This window comes from Fulvimarina endophytica (assembly GCF_003403015.1).
GTDB lineage: Bacteria > Pseudomonadota > Alphaproteobacteria > Rhizobiales > Rhizobiaceae > Fulvimarina > Fulvimarina endophytica.
Genome location: NZ_QURL01000002.1, coordinates 590,966 through 616,826, shown reverse-complemented (window position 1 = coordinate 616,826; position 25,861 = coordinate 590,966). Strand labels below are relative to the sequence as shown.

The 25,861-nt window shown below is 66.3% G+C and carries 22 protein-coding genes; 18 read left to right on the top strand and 4 right to left on the bottom strand.

The features are described from left to right. The first annotated feature begins 81 nt into the window (after positions 1–81). From DYI37_RS06275 to hemH, 7 genes are all read left to right on the top strand, one after another. On the top strand, positions 82–735 hold the full coding sequence (locus tag DYI37_RS06275; protein ID WP_116682318.1) for an amino acid kinase family protein: 654 nt from the start codon (positions 82–84) through the stop codon (positions 733–735). A gap of 57 nt (positions 736–792) precedes the next feature. Continuing rightward, positions 793–2,229, top strand: coding sequence for a DUF6513 domain-containing protein (locus tag DYI37_RS06270; RefSeq protein ID WP_116682317.1), 1,437 nt, complete (start codon positions 793–795; stop codon positions 2,227–2,229). Positions 2,230–2,236: 7 nt separating this feature from the next. Beyond that, a complete protein-coding gene (locus DYI37_RS06265; RefSeq protein WP_116682316.1) occupies positions 2,237–2,824 on the top strand; it encodes a DUF447 domain-containing protein in 588 nt (195 codons plus the stop codon). A 172-nt stretch (positions 2,825–2,996) separates the two neighbouring features. Continuing rightward, the gene (locus DYI37_RS06260) at positions 2,997–4,442 is read left to right on the top strand and encodes a homospermidine synthase (protein WP_116682315.1); all 1,446 of its coding nucleotides are present in this window, start codon (positions 2,997–2,999) and stop codon (positions 4,440–4,442) included. A gap of 209 nt (positions 4,443–4,651) precedes the next feature. Next, positions 4,652–5,092, top strand: a complete 441-nt coding sequence (locus DYI37_RS06255; RefSeq protein WP_116682314.1) for a nuclear transport factor 2 family protein — start codon at positions 4,652–4,654, stop codon at positions 5,090–5,092. A 210-nt stretch (positions 5,093–5,302) separates the two neighbouring features. Continuing rightward, positions 5,303–5,668 carry an Omp10 family outer membrane lipoprotein gene (locus DYI37_RS06250; protein ID WP_116682313.1) on the top strand — a complete coding sequence of 122 codons (366 nt, stop codon included), beginning with the start codon at positions 5,303–5,305 and terminating at the stop codon, positions 5,666–5,668. 168 nt (positions 5,669–5,836) lie between these two features. Next, on the top strand, positions 5,837–6,898 hold the full coding sequence (gene hemH, locus DYI37_RS06245; RefSeq protein WP_116682312.1) for a ferrochelatase: 1,062 nt from the start codon (positions 5,837–5,839) through the stop codon (positions 6,896–6,898). 18 nt (positions 6,899–6,916) lie between these two features. Here hemH and cls read toward each other — a convergent pair whose 3' ends face one another. Next, the gene (gene cls, locus DYI37_RS06240; protein WP_116682311.1) at positions 6,917–8,323 is read right to left on the bottom strand and encodes a cardiolipin synthase; all 1,407 of its coding nucleotides are present in this window, start codon (positions 8,321–8,323) and stop codon (positions 6,917–6,919) included. 199 nt (positions 8,324–8,522) lie between these two features. Here cls and DYI37_RS06235 point away from each other — a divergent pair, with 199 nt between their 5' ends. The 7 genes from DYI37_RS06235 to DYI37_RS06205 all read left to right on the top strand — a co-directional run bounded on the left by DYI37_RS06235 (position 8,523) and on the right by DYI37_RS06205 (position 15,642). Then, entirely contained in the window at positions 8,523–9,044 is a 522-nt protein-coding gene (locus tag DYI37_RS06235; protein WP_116682310.1) for a L,D-transpeptidase, read from the top strand. 129 nt (positions 9,045–9,173) lie between these two features. Next, complete coding sequence (locus DYI37_RS06230) at positions 9,174–9,851, top strand: DUF1007 family protein (protein ID WP_116682309.1); 678 nt, start codon at positions 9,174–9,176, stop codon at positions 9,849–9,851. A gap of 6 nt (positions 9,852–9,857) precedes the next feature. Next, positions 9,858–10,982 carry a nickel/cobalt transporter gene (locus DYI37_RS06225; protein WP_116682308.1) on the top strand — a complete coding sequence of 375 codons (1,125 nt, stop codon included), beginning with the start codon at positions 9,858–9,860 and terminating at the stop codon, positions 10,980–10,982. A gap of 118 nt (positions 10,983–11,100) precedes the next feature. Beyond that, positions 11,101–12,066 carry a dihydrodipicolinate synthase family protein gene (locus DYI37_RS06220; protein ID WP_116682307.1) on the top strand — a complete coding sequence of 322 codons (966 nt, stop codon included), beginning with the start codon at positions 11,101–11,103 and terminating at the stop codon, positions 12,064–12,066. 28 nt (positions 12,067–12,094) lie between these two features. After that, complete coding sequence (locus tag DYI37_RS06215) at positions 12,095–13,351, top strand: NAD(P)/FAD-dependent oxidoreductase (protein ID WP_116682306.1); 1,257 nt, start codon at positions 12,095–12,097, stop codon at positions 13,349–13,351. Positions 13,352–13,369: 18 nt separating this feature from the next. Further along, complete coding sequence (locus DYI37_RS06210) at positions 13,370–14,371, top strand: 4-hydroxyproline epimerase (RefSeq protein ID WP_116682305.1); 1,002 nt, start codon at positions 13,370–13,372, stop codon at positions 14,369–14,371. Positions 14,372–14,574: 203 nt separating this feature from the next. Continuing rightward, positions 14,575–15,642, top strand: a complete 1,068-nt coding sequence (locus tag DYI37_RS06205; RefSeq protein WP_116682304.1) for an AI-2E family transporter — start codon at positions 14,575–14,577, stop codon at positions 15,640–15,642. A gap of 32 nt (positions 15,643–15,674) precedes the next feature. Here the strand turns inward: DYI37_RS06205 and DYI37_RS06200 are convergent, their stop codons facing one another. Next, entirely contained in the window at positions 15,675–16,595 is a 921-nt protein-coding gene (locus DYI37_RS06200) for a LysR family transcriptional regulator (RefSeq protein WP_199520087.1), read from the bottom strand. Positions 16,596–17,143: 548 nt separating this feature from the next. Between DYI37_RS06200 and DYI37_RS06195 the strand changes: the two genes are divergently transcribed. The 4 genes from DYI37_RS06195 to DYI37_RS20260 all read left to right on the top strand — a co-directional run bounded on the left by DYI37_RS06195 (position 17,144) and on the right by DYI37_RS20260 (position 22,679). Continuing rightward, the gene (locus DYI37_RS06195; RefSeq protein ID WP_116682302.1) at positions 17,144–18,277 is read left to right on the top strand and encodes a type III PLP-dependent enzyme; all 1,134 of its coding nucleotides are present in this window, start codon (positions 17,144–17,146) and stop codon (positions 18,275–18,277) included. Positions 18,278–18,426: 149 nt separating this feature from the next. Continuing rightward, on the top strand, positions 18,427–19,065 hold the full coding sequence (locus tag DYI37_RS06190) for a GNAT family N-acetyltransferase (protein ID WP_116682301.1): 639 nt from the start codon (positions 18,427–18,429) through the stop codon (positions 19,063–19,065). Positions 19,066–19,211: 146 nt separating this feature from the next. Beyond that, positions 19,212–21,599: a PAS domain-containing sensor histidine kinase gene (locus DYI37_RS06185; protein ID WP_116682300.1), complete on the top strand. Its 2,388-nt coding sequence runs from the start codon at positions 19,212–19,214 to the stop codon at positions 21,597–21,599. Between the two features lie 141 nt (positions 21,600–21,740). Beyond that, positions 21,741–22,679: an SHOCT domain-containing protein gene (locus DYI37_RS20260; protein WP_245413794.1), complete on the top strand. Its 939-nt coding sequence runs from the start codon at positions 21,741–21,743 to the stop codon at positions 22,677–22,679. A gap of 60 nt (positions 22,680–22,739) precedes the next feature. Here DYI37_RS20260 and DYI37_RS06175 read toward each other — a convergent pair whose 3' ends face one another. Both DYI37_RS06175 and DYI37_RS06170 read right to left on the bottom strand, forming a co-directional pair. Continuing rightward, positions 22,740–24,515, bottom strand: coding sequence for a DEAD/DEAH box helicase (locus DYI37_RS06175; protein WP_116682438.1), 1,776 nt, complete (start codon positions 24,513–24,515; stop codon positions 22,740–22,742). A gap of 143 nt (positions 24,516–24,658) precedes the next feature. Then, entirely contained in the window at positions 24,659–25,750 is a 1,092-nt protein-coding gene (locus DYI37_RS06170; protein ID WP_245413793.1) for a histone deacetylase family protein, read from the bottom strand. Between the last annotated feature and the right edge of the window lie 111 nt (positions 25,751–25,861).

Below are 25,861 nucleotides of genomic sequence, written 5' to 3'. Positions count from 1 at the left end.
CTATTGTGTCTTCCGGCGCGTTTGAGCAAGAAGGCCGTCTTAGGGTTCACCCGGCGGCCAGTTCAAGGGAGGAAGTGTGAGATGAAACCGATCATCCTCGTCAAGCTCGGAGGAAGCACCGTCAAGTCGCCCAATCTCCAGCGCTGGATCGCGGCGATTGAACAGACGACGGAGCCCTGCGTGGTCGTGCCCGGCGGCGGCCCGTTCGCCGATACCGTGCGCAGGCATCAGGCCCAGCTCGGTTATGACGACGCCACCGCCCACGAGATGTCCGTCCTCGCCATGGAGCAGTTCGGCTGCGTCCTCCTCAACATGTCGAAGCGCTTCGTGGCCGCCGATAGCCTCGAGGCGATCGACATGGCCCTTTCCACCGGCCGCATCCCGGTCTGGATGGCCCGCAACATGGTCATGAACGCGGTCGAGATCGCACAGGACTGGACGACGACCTCGGATTCCCTCGCCGCATGGCTCCAGGGAAAGCTCAAGGCCGACCGGCTCTGCCTCGTGAAGCTGATCGACGTTCCGCACGACTCGACCGTGGACGCCCTGTCGCGGGCCGGCATCGTGGACCCCGCCTTCCCCGAAATGGTCTCGCCCGAGGGCAAGCTCTTCGTCGCCGGCCCGAGCGATCTGGCGACGGCCGGCCGGCGCTTCGCGCTCGGCGACGTCCCGGGCCGGATCGTTCCCACATCGCCCGACGCCTCGTCCCGGGGATCGGTGATCGCGGCGGAATGAGACGCTTCGACGATCGGGGGCTTGGCAAGTCGCCCGATATCGCCGAATGAGCGGCTCATGGCGCGCGACCGCATTCTCTTTCTCACCGGGCATCTGGCCCGCCCTCGGTTGGAACGCCTGCTCGAAGGTCTCGGCGATACGGACTTCGAGTGGGAGATCGCCGATATCGGCGTGAAGGTCGCGGCGCTGGCGACTGGCGACATCATCGAGCGCCGGCTCGCCCGTCCCGTCACGGCCGATCGCGTAATCCTGCCGGGCCGCTGCCGCGCCGATCTCGATCGCCTCTCGCAAAGCTTCGGCGCCCCGTTCGAGCGCGGCCCGGACGAGCTTGCCGATCTTCCCGCCTATCTCGGGCGCAAGGGGCCACCCCCCGATCTCTCCCAGCATGCCATGCGGATCTTCGCCGAGATCGTGGACGCCTCGGCTCTTCCCGTGGACGATGTTCTCGTGCGGGCAAGAGCCATGCGCGCGGAGGGCGCCGACGTGATCGATCTCGGCTGCCTGCCGGACACGCCCTTCCCCCATCTCGAGGAGATGATCGCGGCGCTGAAGGCGGAAGGGTTCGCCGTCAGCGTCGATTCGGCCGATCGCGACGAGTTGCGCCGGGCGATCGCCGCCGGGGCCGATCATGTCCTGTCCCTTACCGAGGAGACTCTCGATCTTGCGGAGGGGACGAACCTCATGCCGGTCCTCGTGCCGGCAAAGCCCCACGACATGGCCTCGCTCGAGCGGGCGATCGACAAGGCGCGTGCCATGGGGCTCCGCTTCATGGCCGATCCGATCCTCGATCCGATTCATTTCGGCTTCTCGGCCTCGCTGGTGCGCTATCACCAGCTGCGCGAGGCCTATCCCGACATCGAGATCCTGATGGGGACGGGAAACCTCACCGAGCTCACCGATGCCGATACGTCCGGCATCACGGCGATGCTGCTCGGCATCTGCTCGGAACTGTCGATCGGCCATCTGCTGATCGTCCATGTGAGCCCGCACACCCGGCGCACCATCGCCGAACACGATTGTGCCCGGCGGATGCTGTTTGCCGCCAAACGCGACAACGCCCTACCGCGTGGATACACCTCCGGGCTCCTCCAGATGCACGACATACGCCCCTTTTCGGCAAGCCCTGTCGAAGTGGACGAACTCGCCGGGGACGTGAAGGACCGGAACTACCGCATCCAGACGAGTTCGGCGGGCATCCATCTCTACAACCGCGACATGCACGCCATCGAGACCGACGCCTTCGAGTTCTTCCCGAAGATCGATGTGGGCGGCGATGTCGGGCACGCCTTCTATCTCGGCGCCGAACTGCAGAAGGCGGAAATCGCCTGGTCGCTCGGCAAGCGTTATGCGCAGGACAATCCGCTCGACTTCGGCGTCGGCGCGCCGAAGCTGCGGGAGGAAGATCGCACGCGGCTGGAAAAGGCCGGGCATACGCTGAAGGCGAAGAGCGAGCCGAAATCCAAGAGCCGGGCCGAACCGGACCCCAAGGAGTGAGAGACAGATGCCCTTCATCCGCGAAAGCGTTCTGACGACGGTCTCGGTCGACGGCGCCGTGCACATCGCTCCGCTCGGCATCATCGAGGACGGCGAGCACTGGATCGTCGCTCCGTTCCGCCCCTCCACGACGCTCGCCAATCTCGAGGCGAGCGGGCGGGCCGTCGTCAACTACACCGACGACGCGCTGATCTTCGCCGGCTGCCTCACGGGACGCAGGGACTGGCCGCTCATCCCGGTCGAAGGCTACGTGATCCCGCGCCTCGCGGCCGCCCTCTCCCATGACGTTCTCGAAGTCGTCGACGTGACCGAGGACGCGCAGCGTCCGCGCTTCCGGTGCAAGGTCGTCTCCTCCGTCCAGCATGCTCCGTTCAAGGGCATGAACCGGGCGAAGGCCGCTGTCCTGGAAGCGGCGATTCTCGCCTCGCGTCTCGACATGCTGCCATCCGAGAAGATCGAGGACGAGATCGCCTATCTGAAGATCGCGGTCGACAAGACCGCCGGACCCGACGAGCACAAGGCCTTCGGCTGGCTTCTGGAAAAGATCATCGATCATCTCGCCCGCATGGAGATGGAGCCCGAAGGCCGGCTCTAGACGTATCGGACCGCAGGCATTGCCGGACCTGCCCGGGCGGCGGTGACGCATGGGGTGCGCCCGCCTTGCGGCAAAAACGCTTTCCTTATCGATGAAAACCGTCTAGCCGGGCCGCACTGGCAGGATGGATGATCCGCCAGAGCGACTGGACGCGTTTGAAGGAGCTGTTTCGATGGCCAATCCCGACTACAAGACCCACGCGAAGATCTCCGGTCCGATCGTGATGATCGGGTTCGGGTCGATCGGCAAGGGCACGCTCCCGCTCATCGAACGGCACTTCGACTACGATCCCGCCCGTTTCGTCGTCATCGATCCGAACGATGCCGACAAGAAGCTTCTCGACGAGCGCGGCATCCGGTTCGTCAACGAGGCGGTAACCCGCCAGAACTACCGCGATCTCCTGACGCCGCTCCTGACCGAGGGCCAAGGCCAGGGCTTCTGCGTCAACCTGTCGGTCGATACCGGCTCGCTCGACCTCATGAAGCTGTGCCGCGAACTCGGCGTTCTCTACATCGACACCGTGGTCGAGCCCTGGCTCGGCTTCTACTTCGACAAGAACATGTCGAATGCGGATCGCACGAACTACGCCCTGCGCGAGACCGTGCGAAAAGAGAAGAAGGACAATCCCGGCGGCACCACCGCCGTCTCCTGCTGCGGCGCCAATCCGGGAATGGTCTCCTGGTTCGTCAAGAAGGGCCTCGTCGACATCGCGACGGAGATCGGCCTCGAATTCGAGGAGCCGGCCTTCGACGATCGGAACGGCTGGGCCAAGCTGATGAAGAAGACGGGCGTCAAGGGCGTCCACATCGCGGAGCGCGACACCCAGCGCGCCAAGAACCCCAAGCCCATGGACGTGTTCTGGAACACCTGGTCCGTGGAAGGCTTCCTTTCGGAAGGCATGCAGCCGTCCGAACTCGGCTGGGGCACCCATGAGAAGTGGATGCCGAAGAACGCTAAGGAGCACAAGAAGGGCTGTCAGGCGGCGATCTATCTGGAGCAGCCGGGCGCCAATACGCGCGTTCGCAGCTGGTGCCCGACGCCCGGTGCCCAGTACGGCTTCCTCGTCACCCACAACGAGTCGATCTCGATCGCCGACTACTTCACCCATCGCAACAAGAAGGACGAGGTCACCTATCGTCCCACCTGCCACTACGCCTACCATCCGGCCAACGACGCGGTGCTGTCCCTGCACGAGCTGTTCGGCGCCGCGGGCAAGGTGCAGGCCAAGCTCCACGTTCTCGACGAGACCGAGATCGTCGACGGCATCGACGAACTCGGCGTCCTTCTCTACGGCCACGAGCGCAATGCCTACTGGTACGGCTCGCAGCTCTCGATCGAAGAGACGCGCCAGATCGCGCCTTACCAGAACGCGACCGGCCTTCAGGTCACCTCCGCAGTGCTCGCCGGCATGGTCTGGGCCCTCGAGAACCCGGAAGCTGGAATCGTCGAGGCCGACGAGATGGACTACAAGCGCTGCCTCGAGGTCCAGTCGCCCTATCTCGGACCGGTGAAGGGCTACTACACCGACTGGACACCCCTGACCGACCGTCCGGGCCTCTTCCCCGAGGACATCGACGACAAGGATCCGTGGCAGTTCCGGAACATTCTGGTCCGCTAAAGCGTCTCGGCTGATGAATGTCGACTGCGGGTGACCGTTGCCGGTCGTTCGGCAACCGCCCGGCGGGGCGCCCGGCGCCCCGCTCCCGCAGTCCACGGCATCGGACAAAGAAGTGGTGCCGGTTTCCGGACCACCCGATGCGTCAGCAAGAACCCGAGCCTCGAACCCGGCTCTCCAATTCGGGTCCGAGGCTCCAGAAGCGAGACCACATGGCAGACCAGCAAGAACGCCGACGCGCCGCCAACGAGGTGATGCGCGCGGTGATGACGGGCCGGGTCGGATCGATCGCGAACCGATTCCATCCCGGCGCCGTCTTTCAGCAACGCACCAATGCGGGCGCGACGGACGCCCCCTGGTTCGAGCGGATGGAGGGCGAATTCCATCTGTCCGGCGAGGCCGAGACCCAGGCCTTTCTCGGCGAACTTCTCAAGCGTTCCAGCTATCTCTCCTACGAGATCCGCGGTCTGATCCTCGAAGCCGACGATGCGGCGAGCCGGTGCGACTGGTCGCGGCGCGACGAGGATACGGGCACGATCGTCACGGGAACGACGATGTACTGGTTCTCCTTCGCCGGCGACGATCGCATCCGTTCGGTGGAGACGCTGGGCGCGATCCATTCCGTGCTTCCCCGCCGCAAGCGCGAGGCCTGAGCCTCGAACGCGGACCAGGGGGTGCCCGGCTCGGAGGGCCGCACCCGACGAGCGGACGGCGTTAACCACGTTTCGCATGGCTGTTCCGCGCCTCTTCCCATCATCCTCAAGAAATCGTTAAAGTCTTCACCATCGCCGACCCGCGGGGCCGGGCACTCCTCTGCACAGGAGCCGGACCAGGCCCGCCCTTCATGCAAAGGTTCCTCGCCCATGCGCCGCATCGTCCTGTCGCTCACAGTCGCCTCGACCGCCGCCTTCTCCGCCTGCCAGATGCAGGAGCGCGCGGAACTGGCTCCGGCCGTGCCGCAGGGTGTGGAGGGAACCTGGAACTCCGTCGGGGGTCCCGTGAACTACACGGCGAGCCTCAATTCCGGGCAGTTCCGCTCGACCGAGCGCGGAACCGGCGCGGTTCTCGCCCAGGGCACCTATTCCAATATCGGACCCGGCCAGGTGACGATCGTCTATCGCCCGACCACCCGCGATACGGAAGTCGCCGCCAACTGCAACCAGACCGCGCCCGACACGCTGTCCTGTGCCACGTCGACGGGCAACCGCTTCCAGCTCCAGCGCGCCTGAGCGCACTTTCCGTCCTTTGCGCGACTTCGCCACGTTTCATCCCGGGGCGAATGAATTATATCGAACGACGACGCGGCGGAAAGCGACAGGCTTTCCGCCGCGCACGGCTGTGCCCCGCTTCGATGGTCGTGCGGCGAAACTCTACGAGAATGCGCAAAGGCTGATTGGATGAATGCAGTGACCAAAACCATGGCGGAACGCGCCATCGGTCCCCTTCCCGTCGACCACCCGGTGGTGCGCACACCGAAAGTGGGAGTCCTGCTCGTCAATCTCGGCACGCCCGACGGCACCGATTTCAAGCCCATGCGGCGTTACCTGAAGGAGTTCCTCTCCGACAAGCGCGTGATCGAGTGGCCGAAGATCGCCTGGTATCCGATCCTCTACGGCATCGTCCTCAACACGCGGCCGAAGAAGTCCGGTGCGGCCTATGCCGAGATCTGGAACGAGGAGATGAACGAGTCGCCGCTGCGCACCTTCACGAGGGCACAGGGCGAAAAGCTCGCCGCGCGCATGGCCAAAAACGAGACCGTCGTCGTCGACTGGGCGATGCGCTACGGCCAGCCTTCGATCGCCGAGCGCACCGACAAGCTGATGCAGGCCGGCTGCGAGCGGGTCCTCGTCTTCCCGCTCTATCCGCAATATTCGGCCTCGACGACCGCGACCGTCAACGACAAGTTCTTCGAGCACATGATGGCGCAGCGCTGGATGCCGGCGGTTCGCACGGTGCCCGCCTATCACGACGAGCCCGTCTATATCGACGCCCTCGCCAAGTCGATCGAGACCCATCTCGCCAGCCTCGACTTCGAGCCGGAGCGGGTGATCGCTTCCTATCACGGCATTCCGCAGAGCTATTTCCGCAAGGGCGACCCCTATCACTGCCACTGCCAGAAGACCTCGCGCCTGCTGGAAGCGCGGCTCGGCTGGAAGCCAGGACGGCTGATGACCTGCTTCCAGTCCCGCTTCGGACCGGAGGAATGGCTGCAGCCCTATACAGACAAGACCGTCGAAGCCCTCCCCAAGCAGGGCGTCAAGAACATCGCGGTGTTCAATCCGGGATTCGTCTCCGACTGCCTGGAGACGCTCGAAGAAATCGCCGGCGAAGCCGGAGAGATCTTTCACGAGGCGGGCGGTGAGAACTTCACGCATATCCCCTGCCTCAACGACAGCGAACCCGGCATGGACGTGATCGAGGCGATGGTCCGGCGCGAGCTCCGGGGCTGGATCGACTGATCCGCCTCGCTTGCCCGGTCAGAGCAGCGGACTGACCATCCGCGCTCCGTTTTCGAGCACCCGGCTGATACGGCTTCTGCCGCGCCAATCCTGAAGCGTGAGCGGATCGCTCCTGCCGATATAAAGGTCGTGAATCCTGCCGAGGGATCGGCAGGCCGCCTCGTCATGCAGGATGAGGCTGATTTCGGCATTCAGCATGAAGGAGCGCACATCCGCGTTGGACGAGCCGACGATGCCGACCCGATCGTCGACGAGGACGTTCTTGGCGTGGAGCAGGCGCTCCCGATACTGGTGGATCCCGATCCCGGCCGAGAGAAGCTCGTCGTAATAGGAGTGCTGGGCAAGGCTGACGAGGCGCTGGTCGGCGAGCGCCGAGACGATCAGATCCACCTCGACACCCCGCGCGACGGCGTTCTTCATGGCCACCAGCAGGCTTTCGTCCGGGATGAGATAGGGCGAGACGATCCGCACCCGCCGGCGCGCGCCGTGAACCATCTCCACCAGCAGGCGCTCATATCCCGGAACGTCGAAGTCGGGACCGCTCGGCATGGCCTGCAGGTTCGCCTCCCCCGGTCGCCCGGCGACGTCCAGAGGGGCGAGCCAAACCTCGGTCTCCAGATACCAGTCGCAGGCGAACACGGTGTCGAGCGCCATCACCACCGGCCCCTCGACCCGCGCCACCAGTTCGTCGTTGACGATGCCCGGCTTGAAGTCGCGATCGACGATGTTCTGGGACCCGACGAAGCCGGCCCGCCCGTCGATCAGACACAGCTTCCGGTGATTGCGCAGATCGCCCCGCGTCCGGCGCAGGGAAGCGAGGCGCACCGGCAGGACGAGGCGGGCGTCGACATCGAGCGAGGCGAGGAGGTCCATCGTGCGCGCCGCCCATTGATGGGAGCCGAGGGCATCGACGAGGACGCGGACCTCGACACCGCGCCTGCGTGCCCGGCCCAGCGCCTCGGCGATCGCCCGTCCCGTTCGGTCGTCGGCGAAGATATAGGTCAGCAGATGCACGCGGCTGGTGGCCGCGTCGATGTCGCGGACCATCAGCCGAACCGCGTCCTCGTAGTCGGCGGTGAGCTCGATCCTGTTGCCGCCGGTCACGGGGAAACCGCCGAGGGTGCGGGCAAGTCGCGCGAGCGGCTTCGCGTCGAGGGGCGCTGCAGCCCCGCCGGCCAGCCGCTCGGCGACCGCGCTCCGCGCATCCCCCGTCGACGCGAATCGCCGGCGGCGCCATGCCGGAAATCGCGCGCGTCCGATCATGCGATAGACGATGAGCGCGGGGATCGGCACGAACAGGAAGAGAAGCAGCCAGCTTCGGGCCGCCTCCGGCGCCCGGCGCTGCGGGATCACCAGAATCATGACCAGCCGCACGACCCATTCGGCCAGGAGATAGGCAAGCGTGAGGCTGGAAATGTCGAACATGGTAAAGTCCTACAGCATCGGACCGGACCCTGGATAAGGCTTCTCGAACGATCCGATGGAAAATGCCCGGTCGAAGGCGAACGGCTCGTGCTTGCGGACGAACCGGGCCGGTCTTCGCCGGCTTCCGGAGGGTCGGTCAGGTCCCGGTCGCTCGGCCCTCGTTAACACAAGTTTGGCGCAGGCCTGCTAGCCTTCAGCCATGAAGATCGCACCCCTCCTCGCCCCCATCCTCCTCCTTGCCGGTCTTGCCACGCAGCCGGCGCTCGCAGCGTTCGAGCAGCTGGCTCCGCGCCCCGAGATCGACGTTTCGGACACGGCCGATCCGGGCACGATCATCGTCAAGACCGCCGAGCGCAAGCTCTATCTCATGACCGCTCCAGGCAAGGCCTATGTCTACGACGTGGCCGTGGGAAAGCCGAGCGAGCAGTGGTTCGGCAAGAGCTGGGTCTCGCGCAAGCGCCGCGCGCCGACCTGGGTGCCGACGCCCTCCATGCGCGAGAAGAATCCGAAGCTGCCGCAATCGGTGGGTCCCGGTCCCAAGAATCCCCTCGGCGAGCGGGCGATCAATCTGGGCTGGGGCACCTACCGCATCCACGGAACCAACAATCCGCGCTCCATCGGCAGCGCCGCCTCGGCGGGCTGCTTCCGCATGCGCAACGAGGACGTGAAGGATCTCTTCGAACGCGTTCATGTGGGCGCCGAGGTTCGCGTCCTGCACTGAACCGGCCGCCCCTCGCTCTCAGGCGAGCGGCACCGCCCGCGCGGCAAGCTTCGTTCCACAAACTTCGGCCATTGTTTTCCGGCACCCCGGACCCAGCGAGGAAACGGGTTCGCACGGATCGGGGGATCGATGGGCGTCGTCAAACGGGGAGCGGGGATATCGATCCTTGCCGCACTGGGGCTTTCGATCGCAGGTCCGGCCCTCGCGCACCCCCATGTCTTCATCGAATCCCATGTGGAACTCGTCGGCGACGAGACGGGCCACCTGAAGGCGATCCGCAATGTCTGGCGGATGGACGAGCTGTTCTCCTCCTCCGTGGTGGTCGACTTCGACAACAATGCCAACGGCACACTCGACCCGGCCGAACTCGACGCGATCGGCGAGACGATCAAGACCTCGATCGCCGAATGGGGCTATTACACCTTCGCCGAACTCGGCGGCCGCGACGCCAAGCTTTCCGATCCCGACCGCATCCACACCCTGTTCGAGGACGGCCAGCTCATCCTCTTCTTCGAGATGCCGGTCGCCGAAGACGTCGATCTGAGGACCCAGCCGGTAAAGGTCTCCAATTTCGACGAAAGCTTCTTCGTCGCCTTCGATTTCGCCGGCGTCGACTCCTTCCAGCTGGTCGGCCTGCCGGGCGGGTGCCGCAAGGCGCTGAACGTTCCCGACGAGGACGATGCGGCGCAGAAGTGGATGGACCAGATCGCGACGCTCGGTCCGGACGAGGAGGTCGGCGCGGAGGGCGCCGCCTTCGCCGACGTGATGGCGACGCGCCTCGAACTCACCTGCGCCGCCCAGAGCTGACCGGCCATGAAGATCCTGAAAGTCCTCTGCGCCGCCTGTCTTCTGGCAACGATCGTCTCGGCCGAAGCTCTTGCGCGATCCTCCCTCGGCATCGGCTCGGCCGAGGTGACCGCGCCCGTCTCCGACGGCCCGCTCTCGGGCCTCTTCACCCAGATCGCGCTGTGGCAGCGCGAGTTCTTCACCTCGCTGAGGCTTGCCCTCGTCGGACTGAAGGATGGCGAGGGCGCCTTCCTCTATCTCACCGCGCTCTCTTTCGCCTACGGCGTCTTCCACGCGGCCGGCCCCGGCCACGGCAAGGCCGTCATCTCGGCCTATATGCTCGCGAGCCGGGCCGAGCTGAAGCGCGGCGTCCTCCTCTCCTTCGTCTCCTCCTTCGTGCAGAGCATCAGCGCGCTCGTCATCGTCGGCATCGGCTGGTATCTCCTGCGCGGCTCGGGCGTCTCCATGACCGAGGCCACCGACTGGTTCGAGATCGCCTCCTACGGAATGGTCGTCGCCGTCGGCCTCTATCTCCTTCTGCGCGCCCTGCGCCGCATGGGCGAACCCCGCGCGATGAGAGCCCTGCGCTCGAGGATCGCGGCCCCGTTGCGGGCGTCGTCCGCGCCGGTCCATTCGCTCGCCTTCGCCGGTCCCGGCGAGGCCGACTGGCGCCGCGAAACCTCCGGCAATCTCCCGTCCGGCGCCGGCTCCTTCGGCCAGGGCGACGGCGGGTTCGGCCGTGCGCAGGGCTTCGACCGGGCGACCGTCTGCGAGGAGGACGATTGCGGATGCGGGCGCGCTCACATGCCCTCGCCGTCCCAGCTCTCCCAGCCGATCACTTTGAGATCCGGGATCGCGGCGGTGTTCGCCGTGGGCCTTCGCCCCTGCTCCGGCGCGATCGTCGTCCTCACCTTCGGGCTTCTCAACGAACTCTATCTCGGCGGCATCCTGTCGGTCTTCGCCATGGGGCTCGGCACCGCCGTCACGGTTTCGGCGCTCGCGACGGCGACGGTTCTCGGACGCGGCGCTCTCGAACGGGCGGGACGGCGCACGCGCTTTGCGAGCGTGCTCGCGCGGGTTCTCGAGATCGCCGGCGCCTGCCTTCTCATCCTTCTCGGGCTCGGTCTCCTCGGCGGCGTCCTCTTCGGCTGATCGCGACGATGGATCGTCCCGCCGGACCTTCGGCGGGGGATGGAAGGCTGCCGGTCATTTCAATTCCGGCCGCGATCGGACAGACTGCGGCGAGCTGAAACCGCACGAGACCGTCCCGATGAAAGCCGCCATCTTCTCCGGCACCATTCCCGCCCTGATGACCCCCTGCACGCCGGAGCGGACGCCGGACTACGAGGCACTGGTGCGCAAGGGCCGGCAGCTGATCGACGCCGGCATGTCGGCCGTCGTCTATTGCGGCTCCATGGGCGACTGGCCGCTTCTGACCGACGAGGAGCGCATGACCGGCGTTTCGCGCCTGTGCGAGGCGGGCATTCCCGTCATCGTCGGAACCGGCGCCCAGAACACGCGGCTGGCCGCCGCCCACGCGGCCCACGCCCAGAAGGTGGGCGCGAAGGGTCTGATGGTCATTCCGCGGGTTCTGTCGCGCGGCAGTGCGCCGGCCGCCCAGAAGGCCCATTTCAAGGCCGTGCTCGCTGCGGCGCCGGACCTGCCGGCGGTCATCTACAACAGCCCCTATTACGGCTTTGCGACGCGGGCCGACCTCTTCTTCGCCCTGCGCGCCGAGCACCCCAATCTCTGCGGCTTCAAGGAATTCGGCGGGCCTCAGGATCTGCGCTATGCGGCCGAGACCATCACCAGCGGTGACGGTGACGTGACCCTGATGGTGGGCGTCGATACGGCGGTCGTCCACGGCTACGTCAATTGCGGCGCGACCGGCGCGATCACCGGCATCGGCAATGTGCTGCCCCGGGAAGTGCTCCATCTTTGTGCCCTCTCCCGCAAGGCCGCAGCGGGCGACGTCGCGGCCCGCCACGCGGCCGAGGAGCTCGACCGCGCGCTCTCGGTTCTTTCCTCCTTCGACGAGGGACCGGATCTCGTCCTCTACTACAAGCATCTGATGGTGCTGAACGGGGAGGAGGAATATCGTCTCCACTTCAACGAGACCGATGCTCTGAGCGACAGCCAGCGCGGCTTTGCCGAAGCCCAGTTCGCCCTCTTCCGGCGCTGGTATGGCGAGTGGGTGGCGCGCAGCGACATCGCCGCCCTGTCGCAGGCGGCCTGACAGAGCGCGCGCCAGCGGAGACCGGATCATGACCCGCAAGACCGGAGCCTCCCGCGATGTCGTCGTCGTCGGCGCGGGCGTCATCGGCCTGTCCTGCGCGCTCTTCGCACGAGATCGCGGCCTCGACGTCACCGTGATCGATCGCGAGGGTCCGGCGGCCGGGGCGTCCGCCGGCAATGCCGGAGCCTTCGCCTTCACCGACATCCTTCCCCTCGCCTCGCCCGGCATGTTCCGCAAGGCGCCGCGCTGGCTTCTCGATCCGCTGGGGCCCCTGTCGATCCCGCCGGCCTACGCCCTGAGGATCGCGCCCTGGATGCTTCGCTTCGCTCTTTCGGCGAGCCCTCGGCGCTCGGCCCGGGCCGCGAGGGCCCAGGCGGCCATGATGGATCTTTCCAGACGCGAGCTCGAACCCTTTCTTGCGGCGACCGGCACCGCCGCCATGCTGCGCAAGGACGGCAATCTGGAACTCTACGAGAACGAGGCGGAATTTCGCGCCTCGCTTCCCGGCTGGGCGGTGCGCGAGCGGCACGGCATCGACTTCGCCCATCTCGACAGGGACGGCATGGCCGAACTCCAGCCGGGCCTCTCGCCGGCCTTCGAGCGCGGCACCTTCACGCCCACCTGGTACACGATCGCCGATCCGAAGGAATACGTCCTCACTCTCGGCCACCGCTTCGTGGATGGCGGCGGGCGGATCGAGCGCGGCGAGGTCGCCGGCCTCCGTGCACACGAGGACGGCGTGACGATCCGGCTCGCGGACGGTGGAGAGATCGCGGCTGGGCGCGTCGTGCTGGCGGCAGGCGCGTTCTCGCGCGACATCGCGCGCAGTCTCGGCGAACGCATCCCGCTGGAGACCGAGCGCGGCTACAACACGACCCTGCCGCCCGAGGCCTTCGATCTCAGGCTGCAGCTGACATTCGGCGGACATGGTTTCGTCGTCTCCCGCCTCTCGAGCGGCATCAGGATCGGAGGCGCGGTCGAGCTCGGCGGGCTCACGCTGCCGCCGAACTTCGCGCGGTCCGATGCGATGCTCGACAAGGCCAAGCGCTTTCTCCCGGCCCTGAAGACCGAAGGCGGCACACGCTGGATGGGCTTTCGGCCCTCGCTTCCCGACAGCCTGCCCGCCATCGGTCCGTCACGGGCAAGCGCCCGCGTCATCCATGCCTTCGGCCATGGCCATCTGGGTCTCACCCAATCGGCCGGAACCGCCCGGCTCGTCGCCGATCTTCTCACCGGCCGCGAGCCGGCGATCGATCTTAGCCCCTTCTCGCCCCAACGCTTCTGAGCGCCAACGGAACCAATCATGGCCAAGCATATGTTCGCCTGCCTCGACGGGCACACCTGCGGCAACCCGGTGCGGCTGGTCACCGGCGGCGCGCCCCTCCTCCAAGGCGCGACCATGCTCGAACGGCGCGCCCATTTCCTGCGCGACTACGACTGGATCCGCACCGGCCTGATGTTCGAGCCGCGCGGCCACGACATGATGTCCGGCGCGATCCTCTACCCGCCGACCCGTCCCGATTGCGATATCGCCGTCCTCTATATCGAGACCTCCGGCTGCCTGCCGATGTGCGGCCACGGCACCATCGGCACCGTCACGATGGCGATCGAAAACGGCCTCGTATCGCCGCGAGAGGCAGGACGGCTCTCGCTGGATACGCCCGCCGGGCGGGTCGACGTGACCTATGCCGGCAGCGGCGATTTCGTCGAGGAGGTGCGGCTCACCAATGTGCCCGGCTTCCTCCATTCCGAAGGCCTCGCCGTCACCCTCGACGGCCTCGGCGAGATCGTCGTCGACGTCGCCTATGGCGGCAATTTCTACGCCATCGTCGACCGACAGAAGAATTTCCGGGACATGGCCGATTACTCGGCCGGGGAGCTCGTCGCGCTATCCCAGAGACTGCGCTCGGCACTCAATGCCGGTCACGACTTCGTCCATCCGCTTCATCCCGAAATTCGCGGCCTCAGCCACATCCTCTGGACCGGCGCGCCACGCGATGCGTCGGCCCATGGGCGCAACGCCGTCTTCTACGGAGACAAGGCGATCGACCGTTCGCCCTGCGGTACGGGCACCTCCGCCCGCATGGCGCAACTCGCAGCCAAGGGTCGCCTTTCGGTCGGCGACGACTATGTGCACGAATCGATCATCGGATCGCTCTTCAAGGGTCGGATCGAAACCAGGACGACTGTCGCGGAATACGCCGCGATCATCCCATCGGTCGCCGGCTGGGCACGCCAGACCGGCATCAACACGATCTTCATCGACGACCGGGACCCCTTCGCCCACGGCTTCGTCGTGCCCTGACGCATCGAAGAACGGACAGGGCCCGAAGAATAGCCGGCTAGGATCAGAACGAGGCGGCCGAAGAGCCGCGTGGGAAACCGTTCCGGTATCGGGACGTTGGCGAAAGCGTGGGTCCGTGGATCGCGAGGGGCGTTCGGTTCCTCGGCCGCGAGCACCACTCACGAACAACCAGCCCAAGCGGGTCCGGCAGGAAGCGACAGATCATGCAATCCGACATCGTCCGCAACCGCCTGCTCGCGATCCTCGCGGGCCTCGCCGTGATCGCCGCGGTGAAGATCGGCTATCCGGTGCTGATGCCCATCGTCGTCTCCTTCTGCATCATCGCCTCCGCCTGGCCGATCAAGCGCTGGACGAGTGGGATCGGCTCCCCGGCCCTGAGCTACACGCTGACGATCGTCATTCTCGTCGCGGGCGTGACGCTGTTCTTCGGCGTCATCTCCTACGCCCTCACCCGGGTCGCGCAGAACTTCGTGGAGAAGCAGGACGACTTCCAGGCTCTCTTCGATCAATACGGCGAGTGGGCACAAGCCAACGGACTGCCGACCCTGTCGGGGGACATCGGAGGGTTCGACCGCGTCGCTTCCCTCGTGCGCAGCATTCTGGGGGACGCCTACACGGTGCTCAGCTATATGGGCGTCGTGGCGGTGATCGTCGTTCTGGGCTTTCCGGAGGTCCCGAAGCTCGCGCGCAAGTTCCGCCGCGAGTTCGAGACCGAAGAACGCTATACGATCTCGCAGACCGTCGGCGAGATGGCGGATGCGATCCGCAGCTATCTCGCCATGACGATGGTGACGAGCTTCATCACAGGCCTCGTCTCCTTCGCCTGGGCCTTCGCCCTCGGCCTCGACATGGCCCTGATCTGGGGCATCCTGAACTTTCTCCTGAACTTCGTGCCGGTGATAGGAAACGTCATCGGCATCCTGCCGCCGACGCTCTACGCCTTCATCCAGTTCGGCGGCTGGGTCATGCCCCTCGTCGTCTTCGCCGGCTTCGTCGTCCTGCAACTGACGATCAGCAATTTCATCTACCCGATGCTGCAGGCGCGCGGCGTGTCGCTGCCGCCCGTCACGATCATCCTGTCACTGCTCTTCTGGGGCTGGATCTGGGGTGTCGCGGGCGGCCTTCTCGCCGTGCCCCTGACCGCGATGCTCGTCATCGTCTGCAGCAAGTTCGAGGCGACCCGGAAGTTCGCCGTCTTCGTCGGGGGCGACGAGAACTTCCGCAAGACGGGCTCCGACGAGACGAAGGCGCAGGGCGCGGAAGGCCGCTGACATCACCGGCCTTCGCGCCGAAGCCGAAGGCTTCAGGAGCCGTGATGGACGAGGTCCAGTTCGTGCTTCTTGAACCAGGCCGCCAGATAATCGACGAAGAGACGGACGCGCGCCGGCAGGTGCCGGCGGTGCGGGAAGACCGCGTAGATGCCGGCCTCGCTCTCCATGAACTCAGACAGGATGTTGACGAGCCGCCCCTCGCGCACGTCCTCGCGCACGACGAAGGTGGGCGAGAGGGCGAGACCGAGACCTGCAAGGGCCGCGGCCCGCACCGTCACCGGGCTGTTGGCGGTGAACTGGCCGGAAACCTGAACCGGAAGCGCCTGCCCGGTCTCCGGGTCGCGGAACATCCAAGACGTGAAGATGCGCGCATTCGAATCGATGACCACCGGATAGTTCGACACCTGGGAGGGGTGCGTCGGCTTGCCCAGCCGCTTCAGGAGATCGGGGCTCGCGACGACGCAGAAACCGAGGGAGGCGAGCCTCCGGGCGATCAAAGCCGAATCGGCGAGGCGGGTCATGCGGATCGCGACGTCGAAGCCCTCGTTCACCAGATCGACGAAGCCGTCGTCGAGATGGATGTCGAGGCTGACATCGGGATGGTCCTTGGCGAAGTCCACGAGGCTGTGGCCGAGATGGGCGTCGCCGAAGGTGCGGGCGGCGCTGACGCGGATGAGCCCCTTGACCTCCCCCGTGGCCTCGCGTGCAGCATCGTTGAGCGTTTCGATATCGCTGAGGAGCTGGCCCGCCCGGGCCATGTAGACCTCGCCGGCGGCCGTCAGCGCCACCTGGCGCGTCGTGCGGTTGATGAGGAGGACACCGATCTCGTCCTCCAGCTCGCGGACATATTTGGACAAAAGCGCCTTGGACCGGCCGGTCTTGCGCGCGGCGGCGGAAAAGCCCTCGTTCTCGACGACCGCCATGAAGGCACGCATTCGTGTGAGGGTGTCCATGAAGGCCCTTTCGCGTCGGGATCGATCCGATGGCTATGGCAGTTTTGCCACGGGAATCAAATCACTCGTTTTCTTTGGCGCAGCGCTCGAAAGCGCCTTGCATATGACAGTTACCATGTTTATGTCAGCCCTTGCCCAATGTCGCACGTGCCCATTGGCGTCCCCCGGTCCTCACGATAGCGAGGATGAACCGGGACGGTACCTGGACGTAACACACCCAGTCGGTTTCGCGAGCCGCGCGATAATCGAGGACGCCTGAAGCAACGACGGTCCGGGCCTTTCTGGTCTCTCCCGGTGTCCAAACCCGGGAATACTGAAGAGGCACACCTTCCTTGCCTGAAGTGCGGCGGGTCCAAGCCCTCCAATCCATGGCAGACCGATACCCGAAACCGGCGCATGACGTGCCGTCTTCGGACCCATCGCGTCGCGCGATCTCACCCATCCGGTTTCTGGCGTTCCTGCGTCGTTCCGGAAACGAAGATTCGCGTCTCGTTCCTTATCGAACCGCCCGATCAGATCCGGGCGCCCCGTCTCGTGGGAGTGCTCACATGGCTTCGCAGCGCATCACCGATTTCCTCGCCGCCAACACGATCGAAGGCCCCTGCCTCGTCGTCGACCTCGACGTCGTGCAGGACAATTTCTGCGCCTTCCGCAAGGCTCTGCCGGATTCCGCGATCTTCTACGCCGTGAAGGCCAATCCCGCGCCCGAGATCCTGAAGCTGCTGGCGTCGCTCGGCTCCAATTTCGACTGCGCCTCCGTCGCCGAGATCAAGATGGCGCTCGCCACCGGTGTCGGCCCGGATCGCATCTCCTACGGCAACACCGTCAAGAAGGAGCGCGACGTCGCCGCCGCGCACGCCCTCGGTGTCTCCCTCTTCGCCGTCGACTGCGTCGAGGAAGTCGAGAAGATCGCCCGCTCCGCTCCCGGCGCCCGCGTGTTCTGCCGCGTCCTCACCGATGGCGAAGGCGCCGAGTGGCCGCTGTCGCGCAAGTTCGGCTGCGTGCCGTCCATGGCGATCGACGTGCTCACCCATGCCCGCGATCTCGGCCTGCGCGCCACCGGCATCTCCTTCCATGTCGGCTCGCAGCAGACCGACACGAACGCCTGGGACGCGGCGATCGGCGATGCGCGCCAGGTCTTCGAGTCGCTCGAGAAGCGCGGCATCACCCTGACACTCGTCAATATGGGCGGCGGTTTCCCGACCCGTTACCTCAAGGACGTTCCGACCGCCCAGGCCTACGGCCAGGCGATCTTCGAGAGCCTCAAGAAGCATTTCGGCAATCGCCTGCCCGAGACGATCATCGAGCCGGGCCGCGGCATGGTCGGCGATGCCGGTGTGATCAAGGCGGAAGTGGTCCTGGTCTCGAAGAAGTCGGATACCGACGAGAACCGCTGGGTCTATCTCGACATCGGCAAGTTCGGCGGTCTCGCCGAGACCATGGACGAGGCGATCCGCTATCCGATCCGCACCCGGCGGGACGGCGGCGAGACGGCCCCTTGCGTTCTCGCCGGCCCGACCTGCGATTCCGCAGATGTCCTCTACGAGAAGACGCCCTATCCGCTGCCGATCGCGCTGACGATCGGCGACGAGGTTCTGATCGAGGGCACCGGAGCCTATACGACGACCTATTCCTCGGTCGCCTTCAACGGCTTCGAACCGCTCGCGAGTTACGTCATCTGATCATGATCGTGGCTTCGACCCTCGAGCTTCGACGACGAAGCATGACTGACTGATCCGGCGCGGGACCTGCCGCGCCGGGCCGAGAAGCCTCGCGCGCCGTTCCCTCCCGGACGGTCCCTCCCCACCGCCTGACCTGAAGGTGGTTCGTCATGCTGCACATTCCTGCCCTCGATCTCGCGAACGCGGCCCCGCTCGCCCTTGCCGGCGACCGGATCGCACCGCTCCCGCCCTTCGCGATCCTCGCGGAGACCGCCGGTCACGTCGCCGCTCGCGAAGCCCTTCTCGACCGCGCCATGGGCGCCGGTCGCAAGAAGAAGTCGTCCGAAGCGATCCGGCGCGGCCGTCTGCCCGCGAGCGGCCTCTCCTTCGTCGCCATCGGTCCCGACGGCTCCCTTCTTGCGACCCTGCGCCTCTGGCACGTGACCCTCGGGGAAAACGGAACCCAAGCCTTGCTCCTCGGGCCGCTGGCCGTCGAGCCGTCAGCCCAGGGGCTGGGCCTCGGCGGATCGATCATGCGCCACGCGATCGCCTCGGCAAGAGAACTCGGCCATGGGGCGATCCTTCTCGTCGGCGATCCGGACTATTATGCGCGTTTCGGCTTCAGCGCGGCCGCGACGGCGCATCTCGCGATGCCCGGCCCCTTCGAACCGCACCGCCTTCTCGCCCTCGAACTGAAAGCCGGCGCGCTGCAGGGAGCGCAGGGCGTCATCACGGGCACCGGCCCGTTTGCGCCCTCGTCCCATCGCCGCCGTAGGCCGGATCGCGTCCCGGCTGTCATGATCGCCTGAACGCCGGGCTGGACAAGACTTCGGAGAGATGTTTCGCTTTATCCCGGACTGGGCTTCGTTGTATTGCATCGCTTACGGATATCGAAGCGATCGCTGACTGCTGAAACTCACATGGAGGCGGGACAAGGTCACGGAACAGGAAAGCGATGACTCTGCCCCCGGACGACCGGCTCACCGCCCTCCAATCGGAGAACGAGCATCTGCGGTTCCAACTGGCCCGGCTGGAGGCCGAACTCTCCGCCAGATCCGCCGACCGCCAGAAGCTCTCCGGCCCGAGACGGCTCGTTCCGACGGCCAAGGGCGACGTCTACCGCATGATCGTCGAGAGCGCGGTCGACTACGCCATCATCGCGACCGATCTCGACGGCACGATCACGACCTGGAACGACGCGGCCGAAACCGTGCTCGGATGGTCTGAGCGGCAGGTCGTCGGGCGCTCCATCGCGACGATCTTCACGCCGCAGGACGTCGAGGCGGGGATCCACCTCAAGGAGATGCGCCTGTCCCTGACGGAGGGAAAGGCGCGCGACGAGCGCTGGCACATGAAGTCCGACGGCTCGCGCTTCTACGCCTCCGGCGAGATGATGCCGCTTTACGACGACGCGGATGTGGAGATCGGCTACATCAAGATCCTGCGCGATCGCACGCAGGAGATTCTCGCCAAGAGCGAACTCGAGACGAGCCGCGAGCGGTTGAAGCTCGCCCTCGACGCCTCGGCGATCGTCGGCACTTTCGATTGGGACGTGAAGGCCGACAAGATCTGGGCCGATGCCCGCTTCGCCTCCGTCTTCGGCATTGAGCCTGAGGAAGCCGAACGGGGCGCGAGCCTCGAGCGGTTCGTGAACGGCATCCATCCGGACGATCAGGAACGGGTGAGCGGCAGCATCGCGGAAGCGATGCGCACCGGCGAGCCGTTCGCGGAGGAGTATCGGACCCTCGATATCGAGGGAAGGCAGCGCTGGATCTTCTGCCGGGGACGGTGCTTCCTCGACGGTGAGGGCCGTCCGGAGCGATTTCCCGGTGCGATCGTCGACATCACCCAGGAAAAGGAACGCCTGTTGCGCCAGACGGCGCTTCTGCGGCTCGGCGACGATCTCCTGCGGGAAATCGGCCCGAACGACTACGCGATGAATGCGCTGACCATTCTCGGCGAGACGCTGACCGTCTCGCGGGTGGGCTATGCGAGTGTCGGCCCGGGCGGCGCGAGCGCGCGCGTCGTCAACGAATGGCTCGCCCACGGTATCGAGAAGCTTCCCGGCATCATCGACCTGCGCAATTATGGCGAGAAGTTCCAGGCCTCGCTCACCAAGGGCCTCGTCACCATCGACGATGTGGCGACCGATCCTGCGACCGCGGGCCATGTCGAGCGCTTTTCCGCCCTGTCCATCCGCTCTCTGGTGAACATCACCGTGGTCGAGGGCGGCGAAGTGCGCATGATCTTCTACGTCCACGACGAGAGACCGCGCCGATGGTCCTCCGACGACGTCGCCTTCATTCGCGAGATCCTGTCGCGCGCCTGGACCTATACCCGGCGACGGCGGGCCGAACTGGCGCTCCTGGAGACCGAGACCCGGCTTCGGCTGGCGCACGAGGCGGCCGAGATCGGCACCTTCGACTACGATCTGTCGACCGGCAAGCTCGTCTGGGACGAGCGCTGCAAGGCGATGTTCGGCGTCTTCGACGACCGGCCCATCAGCTATGACGACACCTTCGTTCGCGGTGTCCACAAGGACGACATCGCAGAGGTCCAGGCGGCCGTCGACGCAGCGCTCGACCCCGGCGAGCGCGCCGATTTCGATGTGGTCTATCGCACGATCGGCCTGCAGGACGGGGTTCTGCGCCATGTGCAGGCGCGCGGGCAGACGATCGTCGAGAACGGGCGGACCCTGCGCTTCGTCGGCGCGGTGCGCGATATCACCGAGGAGAAGCTCGCGGAGGAGCGCCAGACCCTCCTCACGCGCGAACTCCAGCACCGGGTGAAGAACACGCTGGCCATGGTGCAGGCGATCGCCAACCAGACCATTCGGCGCGCGACCAATGCGGAGGACGGTCTGAAGGCGTTTTCCGGACGGATCGCGGCGCTGGCGAAGGCTCACGACATTCTCGTCCAGACAAGCTGGACCTCGGCTCCGATCGCCGACGTCGTTGAGAAGACGCTTCTGATCCACCGGCCAGGGCGCGCCGACCGGCTGGTCTGGAGCGGTCCTCCGCTGATGCTCGACGCGCGCCAGTCCCTCGCTCTGTCCCTCGCGCTGCACGAGCTGGCGACGAACGCCGCCAAATACGGCGCCCTGTCGAACGAGGAGGGACGCGTCGACATCCGCTGGGACCTCGGCGCCCGCAATGCGGACGGGCAGCCGATGAGCTTCGTCTGGCGCGAGCGCGGCGGACCGAAGGTCGTCGCGCCTGAGAGGAGAGGCTTCGGCTCGCGCCTCATCCACCAGACCCTCACCGCCGAATTCGGCGGCGATCTCGATCTCGCCTATGACGCCGACGGCCTCGTCTGCTCGATGACGACGGTTCTGCGGGCCTGACAGGCCTCATCGGCTCGACGCGAGACGCGGGAAGGCTCGCTGAAGCCATCCCTCCATCCTATCTAACTGCCGAGACCGGACGTGACGTCCACGCATGGTCCAGCACCCGCGACGGCGGTTCCTCCGATAGGATGATCACTCTTGAACGACGACAGCGAAATTTCCCGGATCGCCTCCTCCACCGGTTTCTCGAAGGATGCGGTCGAGGCGATGGCCGACGCGATGCGCAGCGGCGGCGGCAGCATGGCGCAGTTCAACCATCCCGAGCTCGGCGGGTTCGGCCAGTGGTCGGCGGGCGGGATGCTGATGATCGGCGACATGTTCAACAATCAGCTGAAGGGGCGCGTCGGAACGCTCGCCGATGCGGTCTCCAACGCTCTGGCCTATGGCGGGCTCACAATGCGCTCCAGGACCGGCGCCTCCGGTTCCGCTCAATGGTGGCCGGAGGATCTCGGCCATCCGGCTTCGAGCGGTGCCCAGAACCAGACCCGCTATGCCGTCTTCCCCGAAAAGGCGCGTCTCGCCATCGAGCGCGGGGGAGAGACCACCATCTACGATACCGGCGAGCACCGGATCGGCGGCGTCTCCCAGCAGCAGGGCGGGACCAGCAGCCTGCGCTTTTCGAGCCAGCTCGGCACCGTCGAGGCGGACGACCTGCGTCGCGTCGGGCCGTCCCGGAATGACGAGCCGGAGACGGACCCGTTTTCCGTTGGTCGCGAGAACGAGCGGACCGCGCAGGCCCCCGAACCGTCTCGCGCGTCCATCGCGTCCCGGGCCGAGCGATCGACGGGGCATGAGCGGTTAGGGAACGAAGCCCATAAGCGGGACCGCGAGGCCTCTGCCGACGACCTCCGCTCGGCCCAGTCGAGGCAGCCGGCGGAGACCGCTCCTGCCCCCCGGTCGCCCGCAGGCCTCGAGAGTTCGGCTTCGAAGAGTGAGAGCGATGCCCGGCCGTCACCCGAGCGCCAGGACGGGGACCCGATCAGGATGATCCGGGAGCTTGCCGCCCTCAAGGCGGACGGCATTCTCACCGAAGAGGAATTCGCCGCGAAGAAGGCCGAGCTTCTTTCACGCATCTGAGTGCTGCGGAGTGATCCAATATAGGTCAGACGCCCACATGAGGGGCGCCTGACTAAAGGCTCAGCTGTTGGCGTTCGCGCCCTTGGCCTTGGGGCGGCGCGGCTTGTGCCGCGAGGGACCACCCGAGGGGCCGTCCTTCTTGAACTTCGGCTTACCGCCGAAGCCCGGCTTGTCGCCCCCCGGTGCGCCGTCGCGGCCGCCCTTGCGCTCGCGGCCGGGGGCGGCATCGGCGTAGGTGATCGTGATGTCGTCGCCATCGCTGATCTCGGCTTCCTTGGCGAACCGCTTGGCGACGCTGTCGGCGATCTCGAACTTGGTCTCGCGATCGAAGATCTTGATCGCGCCGATCTCCTGGCGCGTGATCTTGCCGCGCCGGCACAGGAGCGGCAGCAGCCATTTGGGATCGGCATTGTTCTTTCGGCCGACATCCATGCGGAACCACGTGCTCGGGCCTCCGCGTTCGTGCTTCTTCGGCCCGCGCTCCTCGCGCTCTCCCGGCCGTCCGGCCTTGGTATCGCGCGCGAAATTCGGATCGAAAACGTCTTCGGGCGAAGGCAGGCGGGCGCGCCACTGGCGCACGAGGGTGGCCGCGAGAACCTCCGGCGAATGGGCCTCGAGAAGGCGTGCGGCCATCGCCGCGTCGTCCTCGCTGGCCTCTTCGGTGAAGACCGGATCGGCAAGGAGACGGGCTTCGTCCGCCGAGCGGATATCCTCGGCCGAAGGGGCCGCGCCCCAGGTCGCGTTGATCCGCGCCTCGGCGAGAAGGCGTTCGGCCTTGCGGCGGCGTGAAATGGGAACGAGCAGCACCGAGACGCCCTTGCGTCCCGCCCGGCCCGTCCGCCCGGAACGGTGCTGGAGCGTTTCGGCATCGCTCGGCAGGTCGGCATGGATGACGAGGCCGAGGCTCGGAAGGTCGAGGCCCCGCGCGGCGACGTCGGTCGCAACGCAAACGCGCGCCCGCCCGTCGCGAAGCGCCTGGATCGAATGATTGCGCTCGGACTGTCCGAGCTCGCCCGACAGAGTGACGGCAGCAAAGCCGCGCTCGACCAGGCCCGAGGAGAGCTGGCGCACGGTCTCGCGGGTGTTGCAGAAGACGATCGCGCTCGGCTGTTCGGCATGGCGCAGAATGTTGGTGACGGCGTGCTCGACCTCGTTCGGCGCGATCCGCACCGCCCGGTATTCGATATCGGCATGCCCTGCCTGACCCTTGGCGATCTCGATGCGGTGGGCATCGCGCTGGTAGCGCTTGGTCATCTGGATGATGGGCTTGGGCAGCGTCGCCGAGAAGAGAAGCGTGCGCCGTTCGGCGGGCGTTGCCTGCAGCAGGAACTCCAGGTCCTCGCGGAAGCCGAGATTGAGCATCTCGTCCGCCTCGTCGAGGACGAGGGCCTTCAGCGAGCCGATCTGCAAGGCGCCGCGCGTCAGGTGATCGCGCAATCGGCCCGGCGTGCCGACGACGATATGGACGCCCTGGGCGAGACGGCGACGCTCGGCGCGCGGATCCATGCCGCCGACGAGGGTCGCGAGCTTGGCGCCGGTCTTCGCATAGAGCCAGGTCAGCTCGTCGGTGACCTGCATCGCGAGTTCGCGTGTCGGCGCGACGATCAGCGCGGAGGGCTCGCCCGCCTCGCCGAACGCCCCGTCCTCGCCGAGCAGCGTCGGTGCCATCGCGAGGCCGTAGGCGACGGTCTTGCCGGAGCCGGTCTGGGCGGAAACGAGCAGATCTCGGCCGGCGACGTCGTCGGCGATGACGGCACTCTGAACGTCGGTCAGGTCGCTATAGCCACGTTCGGAAAGTGCGACGCCGAGCGGCTCGCTCACGGATGGTAAAGTCATGATGTGTCCTTGGAAGGCGGGGTCGCCTCGTGTCACGATGCGCGCCACGCGCGCCATCCCAAGGCTGAACTGCCCTGCCCTATGGCACATTCGGTGCGAAGTCTCAACGCCGGCCCGGGTCCTTCGGTAAACGGCGCCGTTTCCTATCCGGCGCGCCCGGATGCCGATGTGAAACCATCGACGAAGAGCGGAGCGCATTCGGACACCGCTGCGAGCGAATATCCGCCCTCCTGCACGATCACTGTCGGCAGGTTCAATGCGCCGAGCATCCGTCCGATGCGCGCATAGGCGTCGCTCGTCACGTTCAGGCGCGAGAGCGGATCGTCCCGATGGGCATCCCATCCGGCACAGACGACGAGAGCCTCGGCTCCGAACCGGGTCGCCGCATCCGCCAACCGATCGACACCCTTGAGAAGATCCGCATCGTCGGAGCCGAAGGCGAGCGGGATGTTCAGATTGAGGCCCTCCCCCTCGTCCCGGCCCGTTTCGTCGGGATAGCCTGCGAAATGCGGATAATATTCGGTCGGGTCCGTATGCGCCGAACCGGTGAAGACGTCGCCGCGATCGTAGAAGATCGCCTGGGTTCCGTCGCCGTGATGGGTATCGAAATCGAGAATCGCCACCTTGCCGTACACGCGGCGAAGGCGCGTTGCGGCGATGGCGGCGTTGTTGAAGAAACAGAAGCCGCTCGCCCGGTCGCCATAGGCATGATGTCCCGGCGGGCGGCAAAGGGCATAGGCGGCGGGCTCGCCGGAAAGAACGAGATCGGCCGCGCTCGCCGCCGTCATCGCCGAGGCGTAGACGGCATCGAACGTGTTCTCCCCGAGGGCGCAGGAGAGATCGCCGATATACCAGCCGGTCTGTCCGAGGATGCCCGTGGTCCGCGGTCTCGGCCGCATGCCGAGGACCGGGGCACCGGAATGGTAGGGATGGACGTTCGGCAGGACCTCGGGCCCGGCATTCTTCAGGGTCTGGAACCGGCCATAGGCCGTGCGCAGAAACTCGACATAGTGATCGGCATGGACGGCGGTGATTGCCGCAAGGCCCGCGTCGTCCGGTTCGCGGTGAACGAGACCCTCTTCCGTCAGGCGTTCGAGCAGCGTCTGTGCCCGGTCGGGGTTCTCGAGCGGCTTCGTCAGCCGGCCGTGGACGCCGTATTGCTGCGGCGCGTGGCTCAGCTGGGTCCTCGAAAAGACGATCTTCACGCAGCTTTCCTCCTCGTCGCGTTCCGCCATCCGCCGCCGCGAGGTCCGGCCGATAGCAGGGCCATCTGGAACGGGAATGCCCGAAATGGCAAACGCGAACGGCCCGAAGTCCGCCGGGAGCTTCGGGCCGTCATCGCATTT

Coding starts and splice junctions, on each gene's coding strand:
- DYI37_RS06275 (WP_116682318.1), top strand. CDS start 82: ATGAAACCGATCATCCTCGTCAAGCTCGGAGGAAGCACCGTCAAGTCG.
- DYI37_RS06270 (WP_116682317.1), top strand. CDS start 793: ATGGCGCGCGACCGCATTCTCTTTCTCACCGGGCATCTGGCCCGCCCT.
- DYI37_RS06265 (WP_116682316.1), top strand. CDS start 2,237: ATGCCCTTCATCCGCGAAAGCGTTCTGACGACGGTCTCGGTCGACGGC.
- DYI37_RS06260 (WP_116682315.1), top strand. CDS start 2,997: ATGGCCAATCCCGACTACAAGACCCACGCGAAGATCTCCGGTCCGATC.
- DYI37_RS06255 (WP_116682314.1), top strand. CDS start 4,652: ATGGCAGACCAGCAAGAACGCCGACGCGCCGCCAACGAGGTGATGCGC.
- DYI37_RS06250 (WP_116682313.1), top strand. CDS start 5,303: ATGCGCCGCATCGTCCTGTCGCTCACAGTCGCCTCGACCGCCGCCTTC.
- hemH (WP_116682312.1), top strand. CDS start 5,837: ATGAATGCAGTGACCAAAACCATGGCGGAACGCGCCATCGGTCCCCTT.
- cls (WP_116682311.1), bottom strand. CDS start 8,323: ATGTTCGACATTTCCAGCCTCACGCTTGCCTATCTCCTGGCCGAATGG.
- DYI37_RS06235 (WP_116682310.1), top strand. CDS start 8,523: ATGAAGATCGCACCCCTCCTCGCCCCCATCCTCCTCCTTGCCGGTCTT.
- DYI37_RS06230 (WP_116682309.1), top strand. CDS start 9,174: ATGGGCGTCGTCAAACGGGGAGCGGGGATATCGATCCTTGCCGCACTG.
- DYI37_RS06225 (WP_116682308.1), top strand. CDS start 9,858: ATGAAGATCCTGAAAGTCCTCTGCGCCGCCTGTCTTCTGGCAACGATC.
- DYI37_RS06220 (WP_116682307.1), top strand. CDS start 11,101: ATGAAAGCCGCCATCTTCTCCGGCACCATTCCCGCCCTGATGACCCCC.
- DYI37_RS06215 (WP_116682306.1), top strand. CDS start 12,095: ATGACCCGCAAGACCGGAGCCTCCCGCGATGTCGTCGTCGTCGGCGCG.
- DYI37_RS06210 (WP_116682305.1), top strand. CDS start 13,370: ATGGCCAAGCATATGTTCGCCTGCCTCGACGGGCACACCTGCGGCAAC.
- DYI37_RS06205 (WP_116682304.1), top strand. CDS start 14,575: ATGCAATCCGACATCGTCCGCAACCGCCTGCTCGCGATCCTCGCGGGC.
- DYI37_RS06200 (WP_199520087.1), bottom strand. CDS start 16,595: ATGGACACCCTCACACGAATGCGTGCCTTCATGGCGGTCGTCGAGAAC.
- DYI37_RS06195 (WP_116682302.1), top strand. CDS start 17,144: ATGGCTTCGCAGCGCATCACCGATTTCCTCGCCGCCAACACGATCGAA.
- DYI37_RS06190 (WP_116682301.1), top strand. CDS start 18,427: ATGCTGCACATTCCTGCCCTCGATCTCGCGAACGCGGCCCCGCTCGCC.
- DYI37_RS06185 (WP_116682300.1), top strand. CDS start 19,212: ATGACTCTGCCCCCGGACGACCGGCTCACCGCCCTCCAATCGGAGAAC.
- DYI37_RS06175 (WP_116682438.1), bottom strand. CDS start 24,515: ATGACTTTACCATCCGTGAGCGAGCCGCTCGGCGTCGCACTTTCCGAA.
- DYI37_RS06170 (WP_245413793.1), bottom strand. CDS start 25,750: ATGGCGGAACGCGACGAGGAGGAAAGCTGCGTGAAGATCGTCTTTTCG.